At 75.2% G+C, this 20,273-nt stretch carries 18 protein-coding genes; 13 read left to right on the top strand and 5 right to left on the bottom strand.

The features are described from left to right. Positions 1–33: 33 nt before the first annotated feature. The 6 genes from FGI33_RS10400 to FGI33_RS10375 all read left to right on the top strand — a co-directional run bounded on the left by FGI33_RS10400 (position 34) and on the right by FGI33_RS10375 (position 4,597). On the top strand, positions 34–987 hold the full coding sequence (locus FGI33_RS10400) for an aldose 1-epimerase family protein (protein ID WP_119434830.1): 954 nt from the start codon (positions 34–36) through the stop codon (positions 985–987). A gap of 97 nt (positions 988–1,084) precedes the next feature. After that, a complete protein-coding gene (locus FGI33_RS10395) occupies positions 1,085–1,534 on the top strand; it encodes a VOC family protein (RefSeq protein ID WP_119402690.1) in 450 nt (149 codons plus the stop codon). A 109-nt stretch (positions 1,535–1,643) separates the two neighbouring features. Further along, positions 1,644–2,105, top strand: a complete 462-nt coding sequence (locus FGI33_RS10390; RefSeq protein WP_119434831.1) for a MarR family winged helix-turn-helix transcriptional regulator — start codon at positions 1,644–1,646, stop codon at positions 2,103–2,105. Positions 2,106–2,180: 75 nt separating this feature from the next. Then, on the top strand, positions 2,181–2,846 hold the full coding sequence (locus FGI33_RS10385) for a hypothetical protein (RefSeq protein WP_237581839.1): 666 nt from the start codon (positions 2,181–2,183) through the stop codon (positions 2,844–2,846). Positions 2,847–3,005: 159 nt separating this feature from the next. Beyond that, complete coding sequence (locus tag FGI33_RS10380; protein ID WP_237581838.1) at positions 3,006–3,770, top strand: YcnI family copper-binding membrane protein; 765 nt, start codon at positions 3,006–3,008, stop codon at positions 3,768–3,770. After that, positions 3,767–4,597 carry a copper resistance CopC family protein gene (locus FGI33_RS10375; RefSeq protein WP_237581837.1) on the top strand — a complete coding sequence of 277 codons (831 nt, stop codon included), beginning with the start codon at positions 3,767–3,769 and terminating at the stop codon, positions 4,595–4,597. The genes FGI33_RS10380 and FGI33_RS10375 overlap by 4 nt, the downstream gene beginning before the upstream one ends. A gap of 85 nt (positions 4,598–4,682) precedes the next feature. On the opposite strand, the gene FGI33_RS10370 is transcribed toward FGI33_RS10375, so the two are convergent. Next, on the bottom strand, positions 4,683–5,585 hold the full coding sequence (locus tag FGI33_RS10370) for a LysR substrate-binding domain-containing protein (RefSeq protein ID WP_237581836.1): 903 nt from the start codon (positions 5,583–5,585) through the stop codon (positions 4,683–4,685). Between the two features lie 170 nt (positions 5,586–5,755). Here FGI33_RS10370 and FGI33_RS10365 point away from each other — a divergent pair, with 170 nt between their 5' ends. From FGI33_RS10365 to FGI33_RS10350, 4 genes are all read left to right on the top strand, one after another. Further along, positions 5,756–9,406, top strand: coding sequence for a proline dehydrogenase family protein (locus FGI33_RS10365; protein ID WP_119434640.1), 3,651 nt, complete (start codon positions 5,756–5,758; stop codon positions 9,404–9,406). After that, positions 9,407–9,865 (top strand): GNAT family N-acetyltransferase, encoded by a 459-nt coding sequence (locus FGI33_RS10360; RefSeq protein WP_119434641.1) that lies wholly within the window; start codon positions 9,407–9,409, stop codon positions 9,863–9,865. It abuts the gene before it with no gap. 64 nt (positions 9,866–9,929) lie between these two features. Beyond that, on the top strand, positions 9,930–10,607 hold the full coding sequence (locus FGI33_RS10355) for a DUF6584 family protein (RefSeq protein WP_119434642.1): 678 nt from the start codon (positions 9,930–9,932) through the stop codon (positions 10,605–10,607). After that, positions 10,604–11,194 carry a 4'-phosphopantetheinyl transferase family protein gene (locus tag FGI33_RS10350; RefSeq protein ID WP_237581835.1) on the top strand — a complete coding sequence of 197 codons (591 nt, stop codon included), beginning with the start codon at positions 10,604–10,606 and terminating at the stop codon, positions 11,192–11,194. Before FGI33_RS10355 ends, FGI33_RS10350 begins: the two co-directional genes overlap by 4 nt. A gap of 4 nt (positions 11,195–11,198) precedes the next feature. Here the strand turns inward: FGI33_RS10350 and FGI33_RS10345 are convergent, their stop codons facing one another. The 3 genes from FGI33_RS10345 to FGI33_RS10335 form a co-directional block, all read right to left on the bottom strand. After that, a complete protein-coding gene (locus FGI33_RS10345; protein WP_237581834.1) occupies positions 11,199–12,512 on the bottom strand; it encodes a M1 family metallopeptidase in 1,314 nt (437 codons plus the stop codon). Further along, positions 12,509–16,558, bottom strand: a complete 4,050-nt coding sequence (locus FGI33_RS10340; RefSeq protein WP_237581833.1) for a Pls/PosA family non-ribosomal peptide synthetase — start codon at positions 16,556–16,558, stop codon at positions 12,509–12,511. The genes FGI33_RS10345 and FGI33_RS10340 overlap by 4 nt, the downstream gene beginning before the upstream one ends. Positions 16,559–16,662: 104 nt before the next feature. Next, on the bottom strand, positions 16,663–17,031 hold the full coding sequence (locus tag FGI33_RS10335; protein ID WP_204587118.1) for a GntR family transcriptional regulator: 369 nt from the start codon (positions 17,029–17,031) through the stop codon (positions 16,663–16,665). A 123-nt stretch (positions 17,032–17,154) separates the two neighbouring features. Here FGI33_RS10335 and FGI33_RS10330 point away from each other — a divergent pair, with 123 nt between their 5' ends. After that, a complete protein-coding gene (locus FGI33_RS10330; protein WP_119435305.1) occupies positions 17,155–17,526 on the top strand; it encodes a hypothetical protein in 372 nt (123 codons plus the stop codon). 9 nt (positions 17,527–17,535) lie between these two features. Here the strand turns inward: FGI33_RS10330 and FGI33_RS10325 are convergent, their stop codons facing one another. Then, positions 17,536–17,973, bottom strand: coding sequence for an Lrp/AsnC family transcriptional regulator (locus FGI33_RS10325; protein WP_011931848.1), 438 nt, complete (start codon positions 17,971–17,973; stop codon positions 17,536–17,538). Between the two features lie 183 nt (positions 17,974–18,156). On the opposite strand from FGI33_RS10325, the gene ddaH reads away from it, so the two are divergent. Both ddaH and rocD read left to right on the top strand, forming a co-directional pair. Beyond that, positions 18,157–18,999 (top strand): dimethylargininase, encoded by an 843-nt coding sequence (ddaH, locus tag FGI33_RS10320; protein WP_119435304.1) that lies wholly within the window; start codon positions 18,157–18,159, stop codon positions 18,997–18,999. 7 nt (positions 19,000–19,006) lie between these two features. Continuing rightward, positions 19,007–20,251 (top strand): ornithine--oxo-acid transaminase, encoded by a 1,245-nt coding sequence (gene rocD, locus FGI33_RS10315; RefSeq protein ID WP_237581832.1) that lies wholly within the window; start codon positions 19,007–19,009, stop codon positions 20,249–20,251. The last annotated feature ends 22 nt before the right edge of the window (positions 20,252–20,273 follow it).

Genomic DNA, 20,273 nt, shown 5'->3' with positions numbered 1-20,273 from the left:
CGCCACAGCGCGACGTACGGATAGGCTCGGCGCGTGCCCGACGACGTGACGTACGTACCCCGCCTCCCCACCGGCCAGCAGCACGAGCTCGTCGCGGAGGTGGACGGCCGCACCCAGCGCATGGTGATCGCGGAGGTCGGCGCCGCGCTCCGCGTGCTCCAGGTGGACGGCACCGACCTCGTCCAGTCCTATCCCGACGAGGCCCGGCCCCCCTTCTGCAGCGGCATCGTGCTCGCGCCCTGGCCGAACCGGATCCGTGACGGCATCTGGGAGCAGGACGGCGTCACGCACCAGCTCGACATCACCGAGGTCGACCGCGAGAACGCGATCCACGGCCTGCTCGAGCACGCCCCGTACCGGCTCGTGGAGCGCGACGACGTCTCCGTGACGCTCGCCGCCGACGTCCACCCGCAGCGCGGCTACCCCTTCGCCCTCGAGACGACCGTGCGCTACGAGCTCACCGGGCAGGGCGTCCGCGTCACGCACGGGATCCGCAACCTGGGCTCCGCGGACGCGCCCGTCGCCGTGGGCACGCACCCCTTCCTGCGGGTGGGCGACGTGCCCACCGAGGACCTCGAGGTCGTCATCGACGCGCCCACCCACATCGAGGTGGATCCCGTGCGCCTCAACCCCACGGGCGTCCAGACCCCCGTCGAGGGCACCCGCTTCGACCTGCGCCAGGGCGTGCGCGTCCGCGACGCGCAGCTCGACGACGCGTGGGCCGACGCCCGCGTGGTCGACGGCGTCACCCGGCACGGCGTCCAGGCGCCCGACGGCCGCCGCACCGAGATCTGGGCCGACGGCGAGTTCACCTACTGGCAGGTCTTCGTGACGCCGTGGTACCCCGTCGCCGACGGCCACGTCTGGGCCGTCGCGGTCGAGCCGATGACGGCGCCGGCCGACGCGTTCAACTCGGGCGACGGCCTCATCACGCTCGCGCCCGGATCCGAGTGGTCCGGCACCTGGGGCATCGACCTCCACGACTGAGCCCGGCGGCGGCGGCCGGCTGGACGCCGGCTGGGAGCCGTGGTCGGAAACCGAAGCGACCCGGGACGCCCGGCGCGGACCGTCCTAGCGTCGGAACATGACCGACACCAGCGCGACCACAGCCCTCGACTCCATCACCGGCGTGCACCACGTGCGCATCTCCGTCACCGACCTCGCCCGCTCGCGCGCCTTCTACGAGGGCGTGCTGGGCCTCTCGCCCGCCGTGGAGAGCGAGGGCGACCCCAGCGACCCCGCCGTGCTCGCGGATCCCGCCCAGTACTTCGGCGGCGTCATCTACGGCGTCGGCTCGCAGCTGTTCGGCCTCCGCCCGATCGCGGACGACGGCGCCGGGTTCGACCCCGCGACCCGCGGCCTCGACCACGTCAGCCTCCAGGTCGGGTCGCGCGACGACCTCGTGCGCGCGGCCGCGCTCTTCGAGGAGCGCGGCATCTCGCATGGCGAGGTCATGGACTTCCCCACGGGCATGTCGATCCTCTCCGTGCAGGACCCGGACGACATCAACGTGGAGCTCGTCGTCGCCGGCTGACCCGCGACTCGAGGACGGCGGCGGCGCGCACGAGCGCGCCGCCGCCGTTCGCGTGCGTAGCATTTCCCCAAGTGCCGAGCAGTGCACGACACCGGTCGAGGAGGACGCGATGACGACGACGGATCCCCTGGCGCTCGAGAGCCAGGTCTGCTTCCAGGCGGTGGTCGCCGCCCGCACCGTGGTGGCCGTCTACCGCCCGATCCTCGAGCCGCTCGGCCTCACGCACACGCAGTACCTCGTGATGCTCGCGCTCTGGGAGCGGGACGACCGCTCGGTCTCGGACCTCGGATCCACTCTGCAGCTGGAGCCCGCGACGCTGACGCCCCTGCTCAAGCGGCTCCAGGGCGCCGGGTTCGTCGACCGGGCCAGGAGCACCGTCGACGAGCGCGTCGTCGTGGTCTCCCTCACCGACGCGGGTCGCGACCTGCGCGAGCGCGCGGTGGACGTGCCCGCGCAGGCGGCCGCGCGCACCGGCATGACGATCGCCGAGCTCGAGGCGCTGCGCGACGCGCTCGACGACGTGGTGGGGCGCCTCACGGGCGCGCTCGCGGACGACGAGGCCGCCGCCTGATCCCCGCGCTGCGACGAATCAGCGCGTAGCCGCCGTCGCCGCGTCCTCCCGGGCCGCTCCTCTACACTGCCGTCGATGCCCGCCCCGTCCCCGAACCCGATCCCGCCGCGCGTCCAGCGCGTGATCCGGGGGCTCGCCGCATCCACCACCGCCACGTTCGTGGCCGCCCTCTTCCACGAGGCCGGCGGTGGAGCCGCGCCGGCGTGGGGCGTCGTGGCGTTCGGGCTCGCGCTCGCGTCGCTCGCGGCCATCGCGCTCGCCGGCACGCGAACCTCCCTGTGGCGCCTCGTCGCCGCGGTGGGCGTCAGCCAGCTCCTCTTCCACGGGCTGTTCACGGCGGCGGGCGACGCGTCCGGGTCGTCCGTCGCGGCGGATCCGCACGCGGGCATGGGGCACGGCGCGTCGACACTCGCGCTCCCCGGCCTCGACCCGGCCGCCGCGGGCGCCGTCGGAGCTTCCGGCGCGCTCGACCCCGTCATGCTCCTGTCGCACGGCGCCGCCCTGGTCGTCACCGTACTCGCGCTGCGACACGGCGAGGTGGCCGTCCGCGCGCTCGTCCACGCGTCCGGCGTGCGGGTCGTGCTGGCCCTCGCGGTCCCGTTCCTCCGGCCCGAGGGGCGGCGCACCACCGCGCTGGCCCGGGCCGCCCGCGCGCCCCTCGCGCTGCGCGACCGCTGCGCCCGGATCGGCCGCCTCCGGCACCGCGGCCCGCCGCGCGTCCACGCGCTCGCCGCAGCCTGACGCGCCGGCCGGATCCCCGATCCCGCCCGGGCGCGAGCCCGCTCGCGCCGCGGACGCGATGCCCGCGCATCGCCCGCCCCACCTCTCTCCCTCACCGGGCGACGGCACCGCCGCGCCCGCTCCCGGGGCCGCCCCGCGCGGCCCGGAACAGGACATGCCATGACCCGCTCATCCACCCCCGCCCCCCGCCGCCGGATCCTCCGCTCGGCCACCGCGCTCGTCGGCGGCGTCGCGCTCGCCGTCGCCGTGCCGCTCGCGGCCTCCGCGCACGTGCGCGTCTCGCCCGACCAGGCGGCCGCCGGCAGCTACAGCACGCTGACCTTCAAGGTCCCCACCGAGTCCGCGACCGCGACGACCACGAGCGTCACGGTCGACCTCCCGAAGGACACCCCGTTCTCGAGCCTCTCCACCGAGCCCGTCCCCGGCTGGACCTCCACGGTCACGACCGAGAAGCTCGACACCCCCGTGAAGACGGACGACGCGACCATCACGGACGCGCCCATCGAGGTCAAGTGGACGGCCGACGACGGCGTGGGGCTCACGGCCGGCGAGTTCCAGCGCTTCACGATCTCCGTCGGACCCGTGCCCGACACCGGCAGCATCACGCTCCCGGCGCACCAGGGCTACTCGGACGGATCCGTCGTCGACTGGGACCAGGCGACCCCGGCCTCCGGCGAGGAGCCGGAGCACCCCGCGCCCACGCTCTACGTGGACGACGCCCCGCCCGCCGACTCCATGAGCGCGATGACGACCACCGCGGCGCCCGACGCGACCGTCACCACGGCGGCGTCGGACACCAGCGCCACGAGCAGCGCGGTCGCGGTCGGCCTCGCCGTAGGCGGCCTCGCCCTCGGCGCGGTGGCCCTCGTGGTCGCGGTGTTCGCCCTCACCCGCGTGCGCCGCGAGGGCGGCGGCCAGGCGTGACGCCCGGAGGACGGATCCGGACGGGCGCCGGGCGTCCGGCGAGGGCGCGACGGCGGCTCGCCGCGGCGGTCGCCGGCGCCGCGCTCGCGACGGGCGCGCTGGCGCTGGTCGGGCTGGCGCAGGGGAGCGGCCCGGACGGCGCGCTGCCGGCGTCCGCGCACGACTACCTCGTGTCGAGCTCGCCCGCGGCCGGATCCACCGTCGACGCGCCGCCGTCGGAGGTCACGCTGACGTTCAACGACGTCATCCTCGACCTCGGCGCTCCGGGCGGCGACGCGTCGTCCGGCTCCGCGTCCGCTGCGGGCGGCTCGTCCATCGTGCAGGTGACGGGACCGGACGCGCAGGGCACGCACTTCGAGACCGGCTGCGCCACGAACTCCGGGCGCACCGTGTCGGTGCCCGTCGCGCTCGGCGGATCCGGGCAGTACACGGTCACGTGGCGCGTGGTCTCGGCGGACGGGCACCCCGTCTCCGACTCCATCGCGTTCACGTACCAGGCGCCCGCGGGCGCGACGGCCGCAGCGGGCACGCCCGACGGCCCGGGCTGCGCGGCGGCCGAGGAGGGGGCGGCCGGATCCGGCGCGACCTCCGACGGCTCCGGCTCGTCGTCGACGGATCCGGGCACCGCGGCCGGGCAGGAGCAGGGCATCGCGCCCTACCTCGGCGTCATCGTCGGCGTGGGCATCGGGATCGTCGTGCTCGCGGCGGCCGCCGTCGTGCTCATCGTGGTGACCGGGCGGCGGAAGCCGGCCGCGAGCGCCGCGGCGTCGGTGACGGGCGACGGCGACGGGGACGCTCCGCGCGAGGGCGGCCCGCCCGCCGCCTGACCGCACGCCCCGCCACGACGGGCCCGGATCCCGAGCGGATCCGGGCCCGTCGTCGTCCGCGCCCAGCTGCGCGCTCGACCGCGCGTCAGCCCGCGCCGTGCCCCATGACCTCGACGGCGCGCGCCAGGGCGTCACGGCACGCGCGGATCCCCGGCCGGTCGAGGCTGCCCACGCGCGACGACGTGAACACGGTGCGCCGCGGCGACCCGGGCAGGCCGATCAGCCGCACGTCGGGCTCGCGCCCGGCCCACACGAGGTCCGGCAGCACGGAGGCGGCGTGCCCGCCGCGCACCAGGTCGATGTGCGCCTGCAGGTCGGCCGTCACGTAGCGGACGTCGGGTTCGAAGCCCGCGACGCGGCACACCTGCTCGGCGAAGTGGCGGGACGCCGTGCCGGCGGGCTCCATCACCCACGGCAGGCGGCGCGCGTCGGAGATGGAGCGGACGTCGTCGCGGCCCGGCGGGAGGCCGAGGCGGAGCGGATCCACGCACAGCTCCTCGCGGTCGAGGTCAGCGGGCCGCGGCGCCGCGTGCGCCGGGTACTGCTCGGCGATGACGAGGTCGTGGTCGCGCGCCCACACGTCGTGCAGGCCCGACTCGGGCTCGCGCATCGTGATCTCCACCCGCAGGTCCGGGTAGTCGTCCCGCAGGATCGTGAGCGCCGGCGGCACGAGCGCGAGCAGCGCCGACTGGAACGCGGCCATGCGGATGGTGCCGGACACGTTCGCGAGCGACGCGTTGACCTCGGTCTCGGCCCGCTCCAGCCGCTCGAGCAGGGCCGTCGTGTGCTCCACGAGGATCTCGGCCTGCGGCGTGAGCACCACCCGTCGGCCGACCCGGCGCAGGAGCGTGACGCCGGCCTCCCGCTCCAGCTGCGACAGCTGCTGCGACACCGACGACGGGCTGAACGACAGCGCGTCGGCGACCGCGCCGATCGTGCCGCGGAGCTTGAGCTCGCGCAGGAGCCGCAGGCGTCGCATCTCGAGCACGTGCGCCTCCCGGGGATCGCGGCCGAGCGTGGAATCATCGGCAGGGCCGCACGATGATCATCGGAAACGTTCAGCGCATCCGATGAGAGCATGGTCGCACACTGGGAGGACGCGCCCGCAGCGCGGCCGACGACGGGGCTCCGGCCCACCCGAGACGAAGAGGTTCCCGCATGACCGCCGAGACCGCATCCGCCCCCGAGACCGCGCAGATCCCGACGATGGACGGCGCCCCCGCCGCCCCGGACCGCGAGGCGCTCGCCGACCGGTCCGTCGCCCTCGTGCGCACGTGGCTCGCCGAGGCGGCGCAGCACCCCGCGGATCCCTCCGCCGAGCGCCTCGCGGGCGTCCTCAAGGACGAGAACGGCCTCGACTTCACCATCGGCTTCGTCGACCGCGTCGTCCGCCCCGAGGACCTGCCGGTCGCCGGCAACAGCCTCGCCGCGCTCACCGCCAAGACCCCCGGCTTCCTGCCCTGGTACATGCAGGGCGCGATCCGCGCGGGCGGCATCCTCGGCCCCGTCCTGCCCCAGGTCGTCGTGCCCGTCGCGCGCCGCGTGCTGCGCGAGATGGTCGGCCACCTCATCGTCGACGCGACGAGCGAGAAGCTCGGCCCGGCCATCGCCAAGCTGCGCGAGGGCGGATCCCGCCTCAACCTCAACCTGCTCGGCGAGGCCGTCCTCGGCGAGAAGGAGGCCGCGCGCCGCCTCGCGGGCACGCGCGAGCTGCTCGCCCGCGACGACGTGGACTACGTCTCCATCAAGGTGTCGAGCGTCGTCTCGCAGCTGTCGATGTGGGCGTTCGACGAGGCCGTCGACAAGGTCGTCGAGCGCCTCACCCCGCTGTACGAGCTGGCGTCGAAGGCCGCGACCCCGAAGTTCATCAACCTCGACATGGAGGAGTACAAGGACCTCGACCTCACCATCGAGGTGTTCACGCGCGTGCTCGACCAGCCGCAGCTGAAGGGCCTCGAGGCCGGGATCGTGCTGCAGGCGTACCTGCCCGACGCGCTCGCCGGGCTGCAGCGGCTCACGGCGTGGGCGCAGCAGCGGCGCGCGGCGGGCGGGGCGCCCATCAAGGTCCGCATCGTCAAGGGCGCGAACCTCGCGATGGAGCAGGTCGACGCCCGCATGCACGACTGGCCCGTCGCCACCTGGGCCACCAAGGAGCAGACCGACACGCACTACAAGCGCATGCTCGAGCACGCGCTCGCCCCCGCGGCGGCCGACGCCGTGAAGGTCGGCGTCGCCGGCCACAACCTCTTCGACGTCGCCTACGCGTGGCTGCTCGCCGAGGAGCGCGGCGTCACCGACCGGATCGAGTTCGAGATGCTGCTCGGCATGGCGACCGGTCAGGCCGAGGCCGTGAAGCGCACGGTCGGCGGCCTCCTCCTCTACACGCCCGTCGTGCACCCGACCGAGTTCGACGTGGCCATCTCGTACCTCATCCGCCGCCTGGAGGAGAACGCGAGCCAGGAGAACTTCATGTCGGCGGTGTTCGAGCTGAGCACGTCAGCTGAGCTGTTCGCGCGCGAGGAGTCGCGCTTCCGGGCGTCGCTCGCGGGCGTCGACGACGCGATCCCGGCGCCGAACCGCACGCAGGACCGACGGTTCCCGCCGGAGCTCGACGACGTGGATCCGCTCGCCGAGCCCCAGACGCCGGAGGAGCTCGAGGAGGAGGTCGACCCGCAGCTCACGAGCGTGGTGATGGGCTTCACGCGCGGCTCGCTGCTGACGCCCGACGCGCTCGTCGACCCGGACGCGTCCACGACGCCGTTCCACAACGCGGCGGACACGGATCCGGCGCTGCCGACGAACCGCGCCTGGGGCCGCGAGATCCTGGCGCGCGTCGAGGCCTCGCAGCTCGGCGTCGCGACCATCGAGGCCGCCCGCATCGACTCCACCGACCAGCTCGACGACCTCATCGACGGCGTCCGCACGGCCGCCGCGTCCTGGGGCGCCCGCCCCGGAGACCAGCGCGCCGCCCTCCTGCACCGCGTGGGCGTCGCGATCGAGCGCAACCGCGCGCGCCTCATCGAGGTCATGGCGTCGGAGACCGGCAAGACGATCGCCGAGGCCGACCCCGAGGTCAGCGAGGCCGTGGACTTCGCGCACTACTACGCCGAGCGCGCCCGCGACCTCGACCGGGTGCAGGGCGCCCGCTTCGTGCCGTCGCGCGTGACCGTCGTGGCGCCGCCGTGGAACTTCCCCGTCGCGATCCCCGCGGGCAGCATGCTCGCGGCCCTCGCCTCCGGCAGCGGCGTGGTCGTGAAGCCGGCCGGCCAGGCCCGCCGCTCCGGCGCCGTGCTGGTCGAGGCGCTCCGGGAGGCCGGCGTGCCGCGCGAGCTGCTCGCGCTCGTCGACGCGGGCGAGGCCGAGTTCGGCGAGCACCTCATCTCGCACCCGGCGGTCGACCGCGTGATCCTCACGGGCGGCTACGAGACCGCCGAGGTCTTCCGCTCCTGGAAGAGCGACCTCCCGCTCCTCGCCGAGACCAGCGGCAAGAACGCCATCATCGTGACCCCGAGCGCCGACCTCGACCTGGCCGCGGCCGACGTCGTGAAGAGCGCGTTCGGCCACGCCGGCCAGAAGTGCTCGGCGGCGAGCCTCGTGATCCTCGTGGGCTCGGTCGGCAGGTCGCGCCGGTTCCTCACGCAGCTCACCGACGCCGTGTCGTCGCTGCGGGTCGGCTACCCGTCGGATCCCACCACGCAGATGGGCCCGATCATCGAGCCCGCCGCGGGCAAGCTCAAGCACGCGCTCACGCAGCTGGGCGTCGGCGAGAAGTGGCTCGTCGAGCCGGAGGCGAAGGACGTGACCGGCCGCCTCTGGTCCCCGGGCGTCCGCGACGGCGTGAAGCCCGGGTCGTACTTCCACCTCACCGAGTTCTTCGGCCCCGTGCTCGGCGTGATGCGCGCCCGCACGCTCGAGGAGGCCATCCGCTTCCAGAACGCCATCCCCTACGGCCTCACCGCGGGCCTGCACAGCCTCGACGCACGCGAGCTCGAGCAGTGGCTCGAGACCGTGGAGGCCGGCAACCTCTACGTGAACCGCGGGATCACGGGCGCGATCGTGCAGCGCCAGCCGTTCGGCGGCTGGAAGCGCTCCTCGGTCGGATCCGGCACCAAGGCCGGCGGCCCGAACTACCTCATGGGCCTCGGCTCCTGGGTCTCCGACGAGGGCCGGCACTCGAGCTCGCTGCACCTGCGCGGGCTCGCGCCGCGGGTCACGGAGCTGATCGAGTCGGCGCAGCCCGCCATCCGCTACGAGGACTTCGACCTCGTCCGCCGCTCGGCGCTCAGCGACGCGGTCGCCTGGCACGAGGAGTTCGGCCAGGTGAAGGACCCGAGCGGCCTCGGCGTGGAGCGGAACCTGTTCCGCTACCGTCCGCTGCCCGTCACGGTGCGCCTCACGGAGTCGGGCGCGCTCGCCGACCTGCTGCGCGTGCTCGCGGCCGGTCGCCTCGCGCGCGCGGAGATGCACGTGTCGGTGCCGGGGATCCTCCCGGCCGGCCTCGGCCAGGTGCTCGAGGACCTGCCGAGCGTGCACGTGACCATCGAGACGGACGACGCGTGGCTCGCCCGAGTGGCGGCGTCCGGGATCGCGACGGAGCGCGTGCGGCTCGTCGCCGCCCGGGACGCGCGGCTCGTGGAGGCGCGGGCCCTGTCCGACGCGCTCCGCGGCACGCCCGACGTCGCGGTCTTCGCCGACGAGGTCACGGCGGCCGGCCGCGTCGAGATGCTCACGTTCCTGCGCGAGCAGGCCATCAGCATCACGGCCCACCGCTTCGGCAACCCGGACGACTGGAGCGAGGCGGTCATCTAGGTGACCGCGATCGAGGTCCGCGCGCTCGCGGCCTCGGAGGTCGGGCGGCTCGAACGCGACGAGCCGCCCGGCCACGGCTTCGCGCGCGCGATGTGGGCGCTGCAGGAGGCGGGCGGATCCACGCTGCTCGTGGCCTGGGACGGCGACCGTCCCGTGGGCGCCGGCCAGCTCGACCTCCGCGGCGACGTGCCCGAGCTGCGGAACCTGCAGGTGGACGCGGCGGAGCGCGGCCGGGGGATCGGCACGGCGATCATCCGCGCGGCCGAGGAGCGCATCGCCCCCGGACGCCTCGCGGTCGGCGTCGGCCTCGACAACCCGCGGGCCCGCGCGCTCTACGGGCGGCTCGGCTACCGCGGCACGGGGGAGACGACGACCACGACGTACGCGTACGTCGACGACGCGGGCGTCACCCGGCAGGCGACGGAGACGGACGAGAGGCTGGCGCGCGACCTGGACTGAGCGCCGTGTCCCGCGCACCGGGGGGGCGGATGCGCTCGCGCCGACCGCCTGCCACGATGAGCGGATGGACGAGGCCGGGGCGATCGCGCGCGCCACGGTGATGCGGAGCGACGGCGAGCGCGCCAAGGGGATCCAGTCGCTGCGGTCGCGCGTGGAGGCGCATCCCGACGAGCGGGCCGCCCGGCGTCTCCTCGCGGAGTGGTACCGCGACGACGGCACGCATGACCAGGCCGGCCGGTGGGGCATCGTGTTCCCCGGCTGGACGACCACGTACGAGCGCGACCGCACCGCGCGGCTCTTCGCGGCCTCGTATCCGGTCGGCGGGGACGTGCGCGGGTTCCTGCACCTGCCCGCCGCGCCGATCCCGGACGATGCACGCCTGCTGGCGGCGCGGATCCCGGTGCAGCGGGAGCTGCTGTCGCGCAGGGCGACTCCGCCGACGCCGGGGCCGCTCCCGGGACCCGCGGGCCCGCTGGACGGCTACGCCCTCGTCGTGGGGATCATCGCGGTCGTGCTCCTCCTCGTCGACGTCGCCGTGACGTTCGTCGGGGCGCTGCTCGGGGCGTCGACGAGCGGCTTCACGCGCTGGATCACGCTCGCCGTGATCGGGCTTGCGGTCGCCGCGGTCGTGCTGGCATGGGTGAACGCGCTGCGGAGACCGGCGCGACCGACCGTGTCGGAGGTGGACGAGGGCGTGCTCCCCGCGGATCCGCCGGGCTCGGGCACTCCCGGCGGATCATGACGCACGATGCCGTGCTCGTCGCTCGCATCCCTGTCGACGCGTCTGCCGATCGCCCCGCCCGCACCGCCGCCGCCCGCACCGCCGCCGGCCGCGCCGCCCTCCGCGCGCTCGCCGCGGAGATCGTGGGCGCGGATCCCGCCGACGTCACCGTCCGCGCCCGCTGCGCCACGTGCGGCGGCGACCACGGGCGGCCGGTGCTCGGCGGATCCCGCGCGCTCGACGCCCTGCACGCGAGCGTCGCGCACGCGGGCGCCCTCGTCGTCGTCGCGGTCAGCGCCTGCGGGCCGATCGGGGTCGACGCCGAGCCCCGCGGCCGGGAGGCGCCGCCCGGGACACCGCTCGGCGAGTGGGTGCGGATCGAGGCCGTGCTGAAGGCCGACGGGCGCGGGCTCCGGGTCGAGCCGTCGCTCGTCCACTTCGAGGACGACGGGCACGGGACCGTCGGGTGGATCGACGACGAGCCCGCCCGCTACCGCGTTGTCGACGCGGACCTCGGGCCTGGCCTGGTCACGGCGGTCGCGCGACGCGGCCTCGGGGAGCTCGACGTGCGGATCCCGAGCCCGGCCGGACCCGGATCCGACGTCTGACCCGTCAGCGCCGCCCCACCCGCGGCAGCTGCGGCAGCGGCCCGTCCGCGAGCCACGCCCGCAGCAGCGCGCCCGCGTCGCCGGCCGCGGTCACGAGGTCGTCCGTGGTGCGCGGATCCGTCCACGCCGGATCCGTCCACTTGAGCAGCAGCTCCCGCCACGAGGCGTCGCCGAGCGTCAGCCGCAGCGCGTGCAGGGCGAGGGCGCCGCGCTTGTAGACCACGTCGTCGAACATCGACTCGGGACCCGGATCTCCGATGCCGAGCTGCGTGCCGTCGCGGGCGAGGCGCGAATGGTGCTGCCGCGCGAGCTGGTCCGCGGTCGGCCCGCCGGACTCCTCCGACCACAGCCACTCGGCGTAGCAGGCGAAGCCCTCGTTGAGCCAGATGTGCTGCCACGACGCGAGGCCCACCTGGTTGCCGAACCACTGGTGCGCGAGCTCGTGGGCGACGAGCCGCTCGGATCCGCCCGTGCCGTCGGCGTGGTTGGCCCCGAGCACCGCCATCGCCTGCGCCTCGAGAGGGATCTCCAGCTCGTCGTCCGTGACCACCACGCGGTACTCGCCGAACGGGTACGGCCCGAACAGCGTCTCGAAGAACGCCATCATGCGCGGCACGAGCGCGAGGTCCTGCAGCACGCGGGCCTCGCGCGGCTTCGGGTACGCGAAGACCGCCTCGGTGGATCCCGCGGGCACGCGCCGCTCGGCGTACCGGCCGATCTGCACGGTCGCGAGGTACGGCGCGGTGCGCGCGTCCTGCTCGTAGGTCCAGGTCGCGCGGCCCGAGCGCTCGAGGCGGGAGACGAGCCGGCCGCTCGCGATGACGGAGTAGTCGACCTCGCACGCGACGCGGATCCGGAACCGGGCCCGGTCGTCCGGCCGGTCGTTGCACGGGAACCAGGTGGACGCGCCGCTCGGCTGCGACGCCACGAGCACGCCGTCGCCGAGCTCCTCCCAGCCCAGCTCGCCCCAGACGGTGCGGCGGGGGCCCGGCTCGCCGGAGTAGGCGACGTCGACCGTGAACGTCGCGCCCGCGGGGATGGGCGCCGCGGGCGTCACGACGAGGCGCCCGCCGCGCTGCACGTGCCGGGTCTCGCGGCGGCCGTCGACGCGCACGTCGCCCGCGCGGAGGCCCGTGAGGTCGAGCTCGAAGCGGGGGAGGATCTCGCGCGCGACCGCGGTGATCACGGCGCGCGCCTTGAGGCGGTTGCGGGCCACGCGGTAGTCGAGGTCGAGGTCGTAGCGCTCGACCGCGTACGCGGAGGATCCGACCTCGGGGGTGTAGTCGTCGCCGGACGCGGGGCCGGCCGCGGCCCTCACCGGCGACCGGCGGTCGCGCGCGCGGCGGGGTCGGCGGGAGCGGTGGCGGCGGACGCGCCGGGCGTCGCGGGCAGGTAGCGGCCGAGCGTCACCTCGCGCCACGGGCCGATCGGGTTGCCGCTCCAGCGGCTGGCCTCGGGCACGAGCTCCCCGCGCATCACGAGGCTCGCGGGCCCCACGGTCGCCTGCGGGCCGATGCGCGCCGCGGGGAGGATGACGCTGTGCGGCCCGAGGGTCGCACCGGCGTCGAGGGTGACGGTGTCCATGCTCATGATCCGATCATGGAACAGATGCGTCTGCACGACACAGCCGCGGTTGATCGTGGACGCGTCCCCGAGCGTCACGAGGTCGGCCTCGGGCAGCCAGTGCGAGTCGCACCACACGCCGGATCCGATGCGCGCGCCGAGGCTCCGCAGCCACCAGACGAGCGCGGGCGTGCCGGCGGCCGACGACGCGAACCACGGCGCGGCGACCATCTCGGTGAAGACGTCCGACACCTCGCTGCGCCACACGAACGACGACCACAGCGGGTGCTCCTCCGCACGGATGCGGCCGATGAGGATCCACTTCGCTGCCGTCGAGATGCCCGCCGCGACCGCCCCGGCCACGAGCAGCACCACGCCGCCGAGGAGGAACGCGACGAGCGGGCCCCACGCCTCCGTGAGCGCGGCGAGCGTCACGAGCACGGCGAGGCCGATCGCGCAGGTCACGAGGACGGGCACGACGCGCAGCAGCTCCCAGAGGATCCGGGCCACGCGCAGGCGCGTCGGCGGCCGGAACGTGCGCGAGTCGTCGGCCGCGGCGACGGTGCGCCGGAGCCGGACGGGCGGGGAGCCGAGCCAGGAGGATCCGGACTTCGACTTCGTGGGTGCGGCCGAGAGCACGGCGACGAGGCCGTCCTTCGGCACCTTGTGACCGGGGCCCGCCATGCCGGAGTTGCCGAGGAACGCGCGCTGGCCGATCTCGGCGCGGGCGACGCGCATCCACCCGCCGCCGAGCTCGTAGCCGGCGACGAGCGTGTCGTCGGCGAGGAAGGCGCCGTCGCGGATCGTGGTCATGGCGGGGATCAGCAGCACGGTCGACGCCTCGACGTCCTTGCCGACGCGCGCGCCGAGCAGCCGCAGCCACACGGGCGTGAAGAGGCCGGCGTAGAGGGGGAAGAGCACGGTGCGCGCGAGGTCGAGCAGGCGCTCGGTGGTCCAGAGCTGCCAGCCGACGCGGCTCCGCACGGCGTGGATGCCCTCGGTCACGCCGAGGCCGAGGAGGCGCACGGATCCGACCACCAGCAGCGCGAGCACGATCCCGGTCACGAGCACCGCGGGCACGAGCGCGCCGAGGCCGCGCCACCACGCGTCGCCGAGGTCGGCGGATCCGCGGATCGCCGCCGCGAGGATCCCGCCGCCCGCGACGAACGCCACGACGGGCACGAGCGCGGTCCCGACCGAGGCGGCGCCGTAGGCCGCGACCCAGCGCGTGTTGCGCGGCGGCCGGTGGTCGGGCCACCAGACGCGGGCCTTGCCCTCGCGCGCGGCGGGGGATCCGGCCCAGCGCTGGCCCGACGGCACGCGGCCGAACACGGCCGAGCCCGGCGCGATCTCCGCGCCCTTGCCGATGCGCGTGCCCGGCAGGAGCGTGGAGCGGGTGCCGACCGTGGAGCCCGCGCCGATGCGGACCGCGCCGACGCGCACGGTGTCGCCGTCGATCCAGTACCCGGAGAGGTCCACCTCGGGCTCGACGGAGGCGCCCCTGCCGATGCGGAGCATGCCCGTGACGGGCGGCAGCGTGTGCAGGTCGACGTCGTCGGCGATGCGCGCGCCGAGTGCCCGGGCGTAGTACGTGATCCACGGCGCGCCCGCGAGCCCGACCGCGCCGATCTGCTGCGCGATCTGCTCGGCCAGCCAGATCCGCAGGTGCCAGCGGCCGCCGCGCGGGTGGTCGCCCGGCTCGAGCCCGCGGAGGAGCAGCCGGGCGGCGACCGCGGAGATCGCCATGCGGCCGAACGGCGTCGCGAACAGGAGGAGACCCGGGACGAGGAGGCCGAGCGGCACGGACGGCAGCGCGTCGAACCCGCCGAGCGGCCGCAGCAGCGCGCTCGCGGTGAGGAGCAGCGCGAGCCAGCGGAGGCTCTGCAGGGCGAGGAGCGGCGCGCCGAGGAGGGTCTGGATCCACTGGGTGCGACGCGGCGTCGGCGTCACGTCCACGCGCGGCCCGCTGCGCTCCGCCCGCGGCGCGCGCCCGGCGATGGCGGCCTGCATGGCGCCGAGGCGCGGGTGCGCGTAGACGTCGGCGACCGTGAACTCGGGGTCGACGGTGCGGATCCGGGCCACGAGCTGGGCGGCCGACAGGGATCCGCCGCCGAGGTCGAAGAAGTTCGCGTCGGCGCTCGCGACGGGCGTGCCGAGCGCCGCCGACCACATCTCCGCGAGCGGGCGCAGCTCGGCGTCGAGGTCGGCGCCGTCGTCGCCCGCGGCGCCGGGCAGCGGCCAGGGGAGCGCGGCCCTGTCGACCTTGCCGGAGGTGCGCGTGGGCAGCGACTCGACGACGCCGATGAGCGGCACGAGCGCGGCCGGCAGCGCGACGCGGAGGCGCTGCACGGCGTCCTCGCGCGAGAAGGTCGCGGGATCCCGCGGCACGAGGTAGCCGACGAGCACCGGGTTGCCGGCGCCCGTCGTCTGCACGGCGACTGCGGCGCCCTGCACGTCGTCGAGCGCCTGCAGCGCCGCCTCGATCTCGCCGAGCTCGATGCGCCGGCCGCCGACCTTCACCTGGTCGTCGGCGCGGCCCTGGAACACGAGGCCATCCGCCTCGAAGCGCACGAGGTCGCCCGAGCGGTAGGCGCGGTCCCAGCCGAGCGCGGGGAAGGGGGCGTACTTCTCGGCGTCCTTGGCGGGATCCAGGTAGCGCGCGAGCCCGACCCCGCCGATGATCAGCTCGCCGACGCCGCCCTCGGGGACGCGCGCGCCTTCCGGATCCACGACCGCGAGGGTCCAGCCGTCGAGCGGCAGGCCGATGCGCACGGGACCCGGCCCGCCGAGCGGCGCCGCGCACGCGACGACGGTCGCCTCGGTGGGGCCGTACGTGTTCCAGACCTCGCGGCCATCCGTGGCGAGCCGCTGGCCGAGCTCGGGCGGGCAGGCCTCGCCGCCGAAGATGAGCAGCCGCACGTTCTCGAGCGACTCCGCGGGCCACAGCGCCGCGAGCGTCGGCACGGTCGACACGATCGTCACGCCGTGCGTCGTGAGCCAGGGCCCGAGGTCCATGCCGCTGCGGACGAGGCTGCGCGGCGCCGGCACGAGGCACGCGCCGTGGCGCCAGGCGAGCCACATCTCCTCGCACGACGCGTCGAACGCGACGGAGAGGCCGGCGAGCACGCGGTCGCCCGGCCCGATCGGCTCCTCCTGGAGGAAGAGGCGCGCCTCGGCGTCGACGAAGGCCGCGGCCGAGCGGTGCGAGACGGCGACGCCCTTGGGGGTGCCGGTGGATCCGGAGGTGAAGATGACCCACGCGTCGTCCTCGGGCGCGGGCGGCGCGACGAGCGGCAGCGCGGAGGTGGAGGCGTGCGCGGCGGCGGCGGGGAGGATCCGGAGCGCGGCGGCCGCAGAGTCGGCGGCGGCGGTCTCGGCGCGCGGCGTGAACTCGCCCGTGCACGTCACGACGCCCGCGACGCGCGCCTCGCCGAACACCAGGTGGGCGCGCTCGTCGGGGTCGTCCGCGTCCACCGGCACGTAGGCGGCGCCGGCCGCGAGCACGCCGAGCACGGTGACGTAGAGGTCGCGGGATCCCGACGGCATGCGGATCCCGACGCGGTCGCCCTTCCCCACGCCCGCCTCCCGCAGCGACGCCGCCACCTGCACCACGCGCGCCATGAGCTCGCGGTAGCTGAGCGCGCCGTCGGCGTCCTGGATCGCGGACGCGTCCGGGTGCGCGGCGACCGTCGCCCGGAGCACGTCGACGAGCGTGCGCGGCGGCGTGACGGCGTCGGCCCGATCCAGCACGCGCTGGGCGTCGTCGTGCGGCGTCGCCGCCTCCGGGGAGGACTCGGGCATGTGGTCTCCGTTCGGATCGGGCGGCGTGAGCACTGTCGGGCCTCCGGGTGAACGGGAGGTGGAATCCGGGCGACCCGGCGTCGCCGCCCGGCCCCGCGGATCCGTCAGCCGGCCGCGAGCGCCGCGTCCACCACCCGGCGCGCCTCGTCGTCCGCCACGCCCAGGCGGCCGGCGAGCTGCGCGTACGCGACCGCCGCCGCCCGGAGCGCGGCGGGCACGTCGTCCTGCGCGGCGACGAACGACCCGGCGCGACCGCGCGTCTCGATGACCCCGTCGGCCTCGAGCTCCTTGTAGGCCCGCGCCACCGTGTTCACGGCGACGCCGGCCTGCTCCGCGAGCGCCCGCACGGTCGGCAGCCGCGAACCGACCGGCAGCTCGCCGTCGGAGGCCCGGCGCGCGATCTCCGCGCGGAGCTGCTCGTAGGGCGGGGCCGCCTGGCCCGGGTCGATGCGATAGCCGGGCGCGGGATCCATGCGCCGAGGCTAGCGATCCGCGGAGCGTCCCCCGGCGCGACATGCGCGGCGGCACGCGCTGCGCACGCCCTCGGCGGGGGAGGATGGGAGGGCGGCGCACCGGCCGCCGACGGGAGGATCCGCATGTCCGAGCTCGAGCTGATCACGATGTGGTCGCGCGCCCGCAAGCAGATGATCACGAGCCAGCTCGGACCGATCTTCCTGCTCACCTCCACGGTGGTCCTGCTCCGCACCGGCCTCGCCGACGCCGACCTCGGCACGCGCCTCGCGGCCGCGCTCATCCTGCTCGCGACGGGCGTGCTCGGATCCGCCGTCCAGTTCTCCGTCAACTCGCAGGCCATCGCCATCGCCCGCGACCTGCGCGACCTCGGCGCGACCTCGCACGCGGCCCGCGCGGTCGTCGCCTCCGAGGGCATCACGAACCTGATCCGCTACGTGATCCCGGCCCTCTTCGTCGTCATCTACGTCGTGATCCTGGTGGCGCTCTTCTCCTAGCGCCTGCCGCTACTCGAGCGTCCGGTTCACCAGCCGCGACAGCACGATCGCGCTGCGCGTGTGGTCGACGTTCGGGGCGAGGCGCACCTTCTCGAGGGCGTCCTCGAGGCTCGGGATGTCGCGGGAGCGGATCCGGACGATGGCGTCCGCGTCGCCCGTGACGGTGCCCGCGTCCACCACCTCGGGCACGCCCTGGAGGATCCGGCGCAGCTCGTCGGGCGCGACCGTCCCGCGGCAGAAGAGCTCCACGTAGGCCTCGGTGCTGAGGCCGTCGACCGCGGGGTCGACCTGGATCGTGAAGCCGCGGATCACGCCGTCGGCCACCAGCCGGTCGACCCGTCGCTTCACCGCGCTGGCCGAGAGGCCCACCGTCCCGCCGATGTCCCCGTACCCCGCGCGTCCGTTCTGGCGGAGGAGGTCGATGATCCGGTGGTCGAGGTTGTCCATGCGCCGAGCCTACGGCGGGATCGTGCGTGCGACCGGGTCCCCACGCGCGGAATCCGCGTGGCCACCGGGTGAACGGGCGTGATCCGCGTGGCAGGCTGTCCGGAAGGCGTCCCCTCGGGGCTCTGGGACATCGTCCGCCTCCACGACCGCGCCACCCGGCGCGCCGCACGAAGCAGGAGCACCATGCCCTCCACCCTCCCTCGGCCCACCGAGACCGCACCCGGTCGCACACCCGTCGCGAAGCGCGTGCTCATGTGCCGGCCGGACCACTTCGACGTGGTCTACAAGATCAACCCGTGGATGGATCCCGCCGTCCCGACCGACACGTCCCTCGCGGTCCGCCAGTGGCAGACCCTCTACGACGCGTACGTGGGCCTCGGCTTCCAGGTGGACCTCATCGACGGGATCGCCGGCCTGCCCGACATGGTCTACGCGGCCAACGGCGGCTTCACGCTCGACGGCATCGCGTACGGCGCCGCCTTCCAGCACCCGGAGCGCCAGCCCGAGGGCCCCGCGTACATGGACTGGTTCCGCGAGGCCGGCTTCGACGTCCGCGTGCCCGAGCAGGTCAACGAGGGCGAGGGCGACATCCTCCTCGTCGGCGACACCATCCTCGCCGGCACCGGCTTCCGCAGCGACAGCACCAGCCACGCCGAGGTGGCCCGGATCTTCGACCGCGAGGTCGTGACCCTGCGCCTCGTGAACCCGTCGTTCTACCACCTGGACACCGCGATCGCGGTGCTCGACGACACGAACATCGCCTACCTCCCGAGCGCGTTCGACGCGGACAGCCTCGACGAGATCGAGCGCCGCTACCCCGACGCCGTCGAGGTGAGCGAGCAGGACGCCTCGATCCTCGGCCTCAACTCCTACAGCGACGGCTTCAACGTCGTCATCGCCGAGAAGGCGGTCGGCTTCGAGGCGTCGCTGCGGGAGCGCGGCTACAACCCCATCGGCGTCGACCTGTCCGAGCTGCTGCTCGGCGGCGGCGGCGTGAAGTGCTGCACGCTCGAGCTGCGGAAGTAGGCCCGCCATGACCGACACCCTCGACCGCCCCGCCGCATCCGACGCCGGCGCCCTGGCCATCCACGCCGAGGAGGCGCACGCCGCGCACAACTACCACCCGCTGCCCGTCGTCGTCGCGTCCGGGCAGGGCGCCTGGGTCACCGACCTCGACGGCCGGCGCCTGCTCGACTGCCTCGCCGCCTACTCGGCCGTGAACTTCGGGCACTCGCACCCCGACCTCGTGCGGGCCGCGACCGAGCAGCTCGGGCGGATCACGCTCACGAGCCGCGCGTTCCACAACGACAGGCTGGGGCCCTTCGTCACGGCGCTCGCCGAGCTCGCGGGCAAGGACATGGTCCTGCCGATGAACACGGGCGCGGAGGCCGTGGAGTCCGGGATCAAGGTCGCGCGCGCCTGGGGCTACCGCGTGAAGGGCGTGGCCGCGGGCCGGGCGAAGATCATCGTGATGGCCGGGAACTTCCACGGCCGCACCACCACCATCGTGAGCTTCAGCGACGACGAGGAGGCGCGCGCCGACTTCGGGCCGTTCACCCCCGGGTTCGTGACCGTGCCGTACGGCGACGCCGCGGCGCTCGAGGCCGCGATCGACGGGGACACGGTCGCCGTGCTCGTGGAGCCGATCCAGGGCGAGGCGGGCATCGTCGTGCCGCCGGACGGCTACCTGCAGGACGTGCGGCGGATCTGCACGCGCGAGGACGTGCTGTTCATCGCCGACGAGATCCAGTCGGGACTCGGCCGCACGGGCGCGACCTTCGAGTGCGACAACGCCGGCGTCGTGCCGGACCTGTACCTCCTCGGCAAGGCGCTCGGCGGCGGCATCGTGCCCGTCTCCGCGGTCGTCGGGGACGCGGACGTGCTCGGCGTCATCCAGCCGGGGCAGCACGGATCGACGTTCGGCGGCAACCCGCTCGCCGCGGCCGTGGGCCACGCGGTGGTCGACATGCTCGCGTCGGGCGAGCCGCAGGAGCGCGCGCGTCGCCTCGGCGCCGTGCTGCACGCGCGGCTCGCGGACCTCGTCGGCCACGGCGTGCTGGCGGTGCGCGGTCGCGGTCTCTGGGCCGGCATCGACATCGACCCCGCGCTCGCGACCGGCCGCGCGGTCTGCGAGCGGCTCGCCGAGCGCGGCGTGCTCGCGAAGGACACGCACGGCTCCACGATCCGGCTCGCGCCGCCCATCGTGGTGGAGGAGGACGACCTCGTCTGGGCCGTCGGCCAGCTCGCCGAGGTGCTGACGGAGCTCGGGGCGCGCTGACCTCGATACGGCGTCGACCCGA

Source organism: Clavibacter phaseoli, from assembly GCF_021922925.1.
Classification (GTDB): Bacteria; Actinomycetota; Actinomycetes; order Actinomycetales; family Microbacteriaceae; genus Clavibacter; species Clavibacter phaseoli.
The sequence above is the reverse complement of the archived record's forward strand: the minus strand, read 5'-3'. Positions and strand labels throughout refer to the sequence as shown.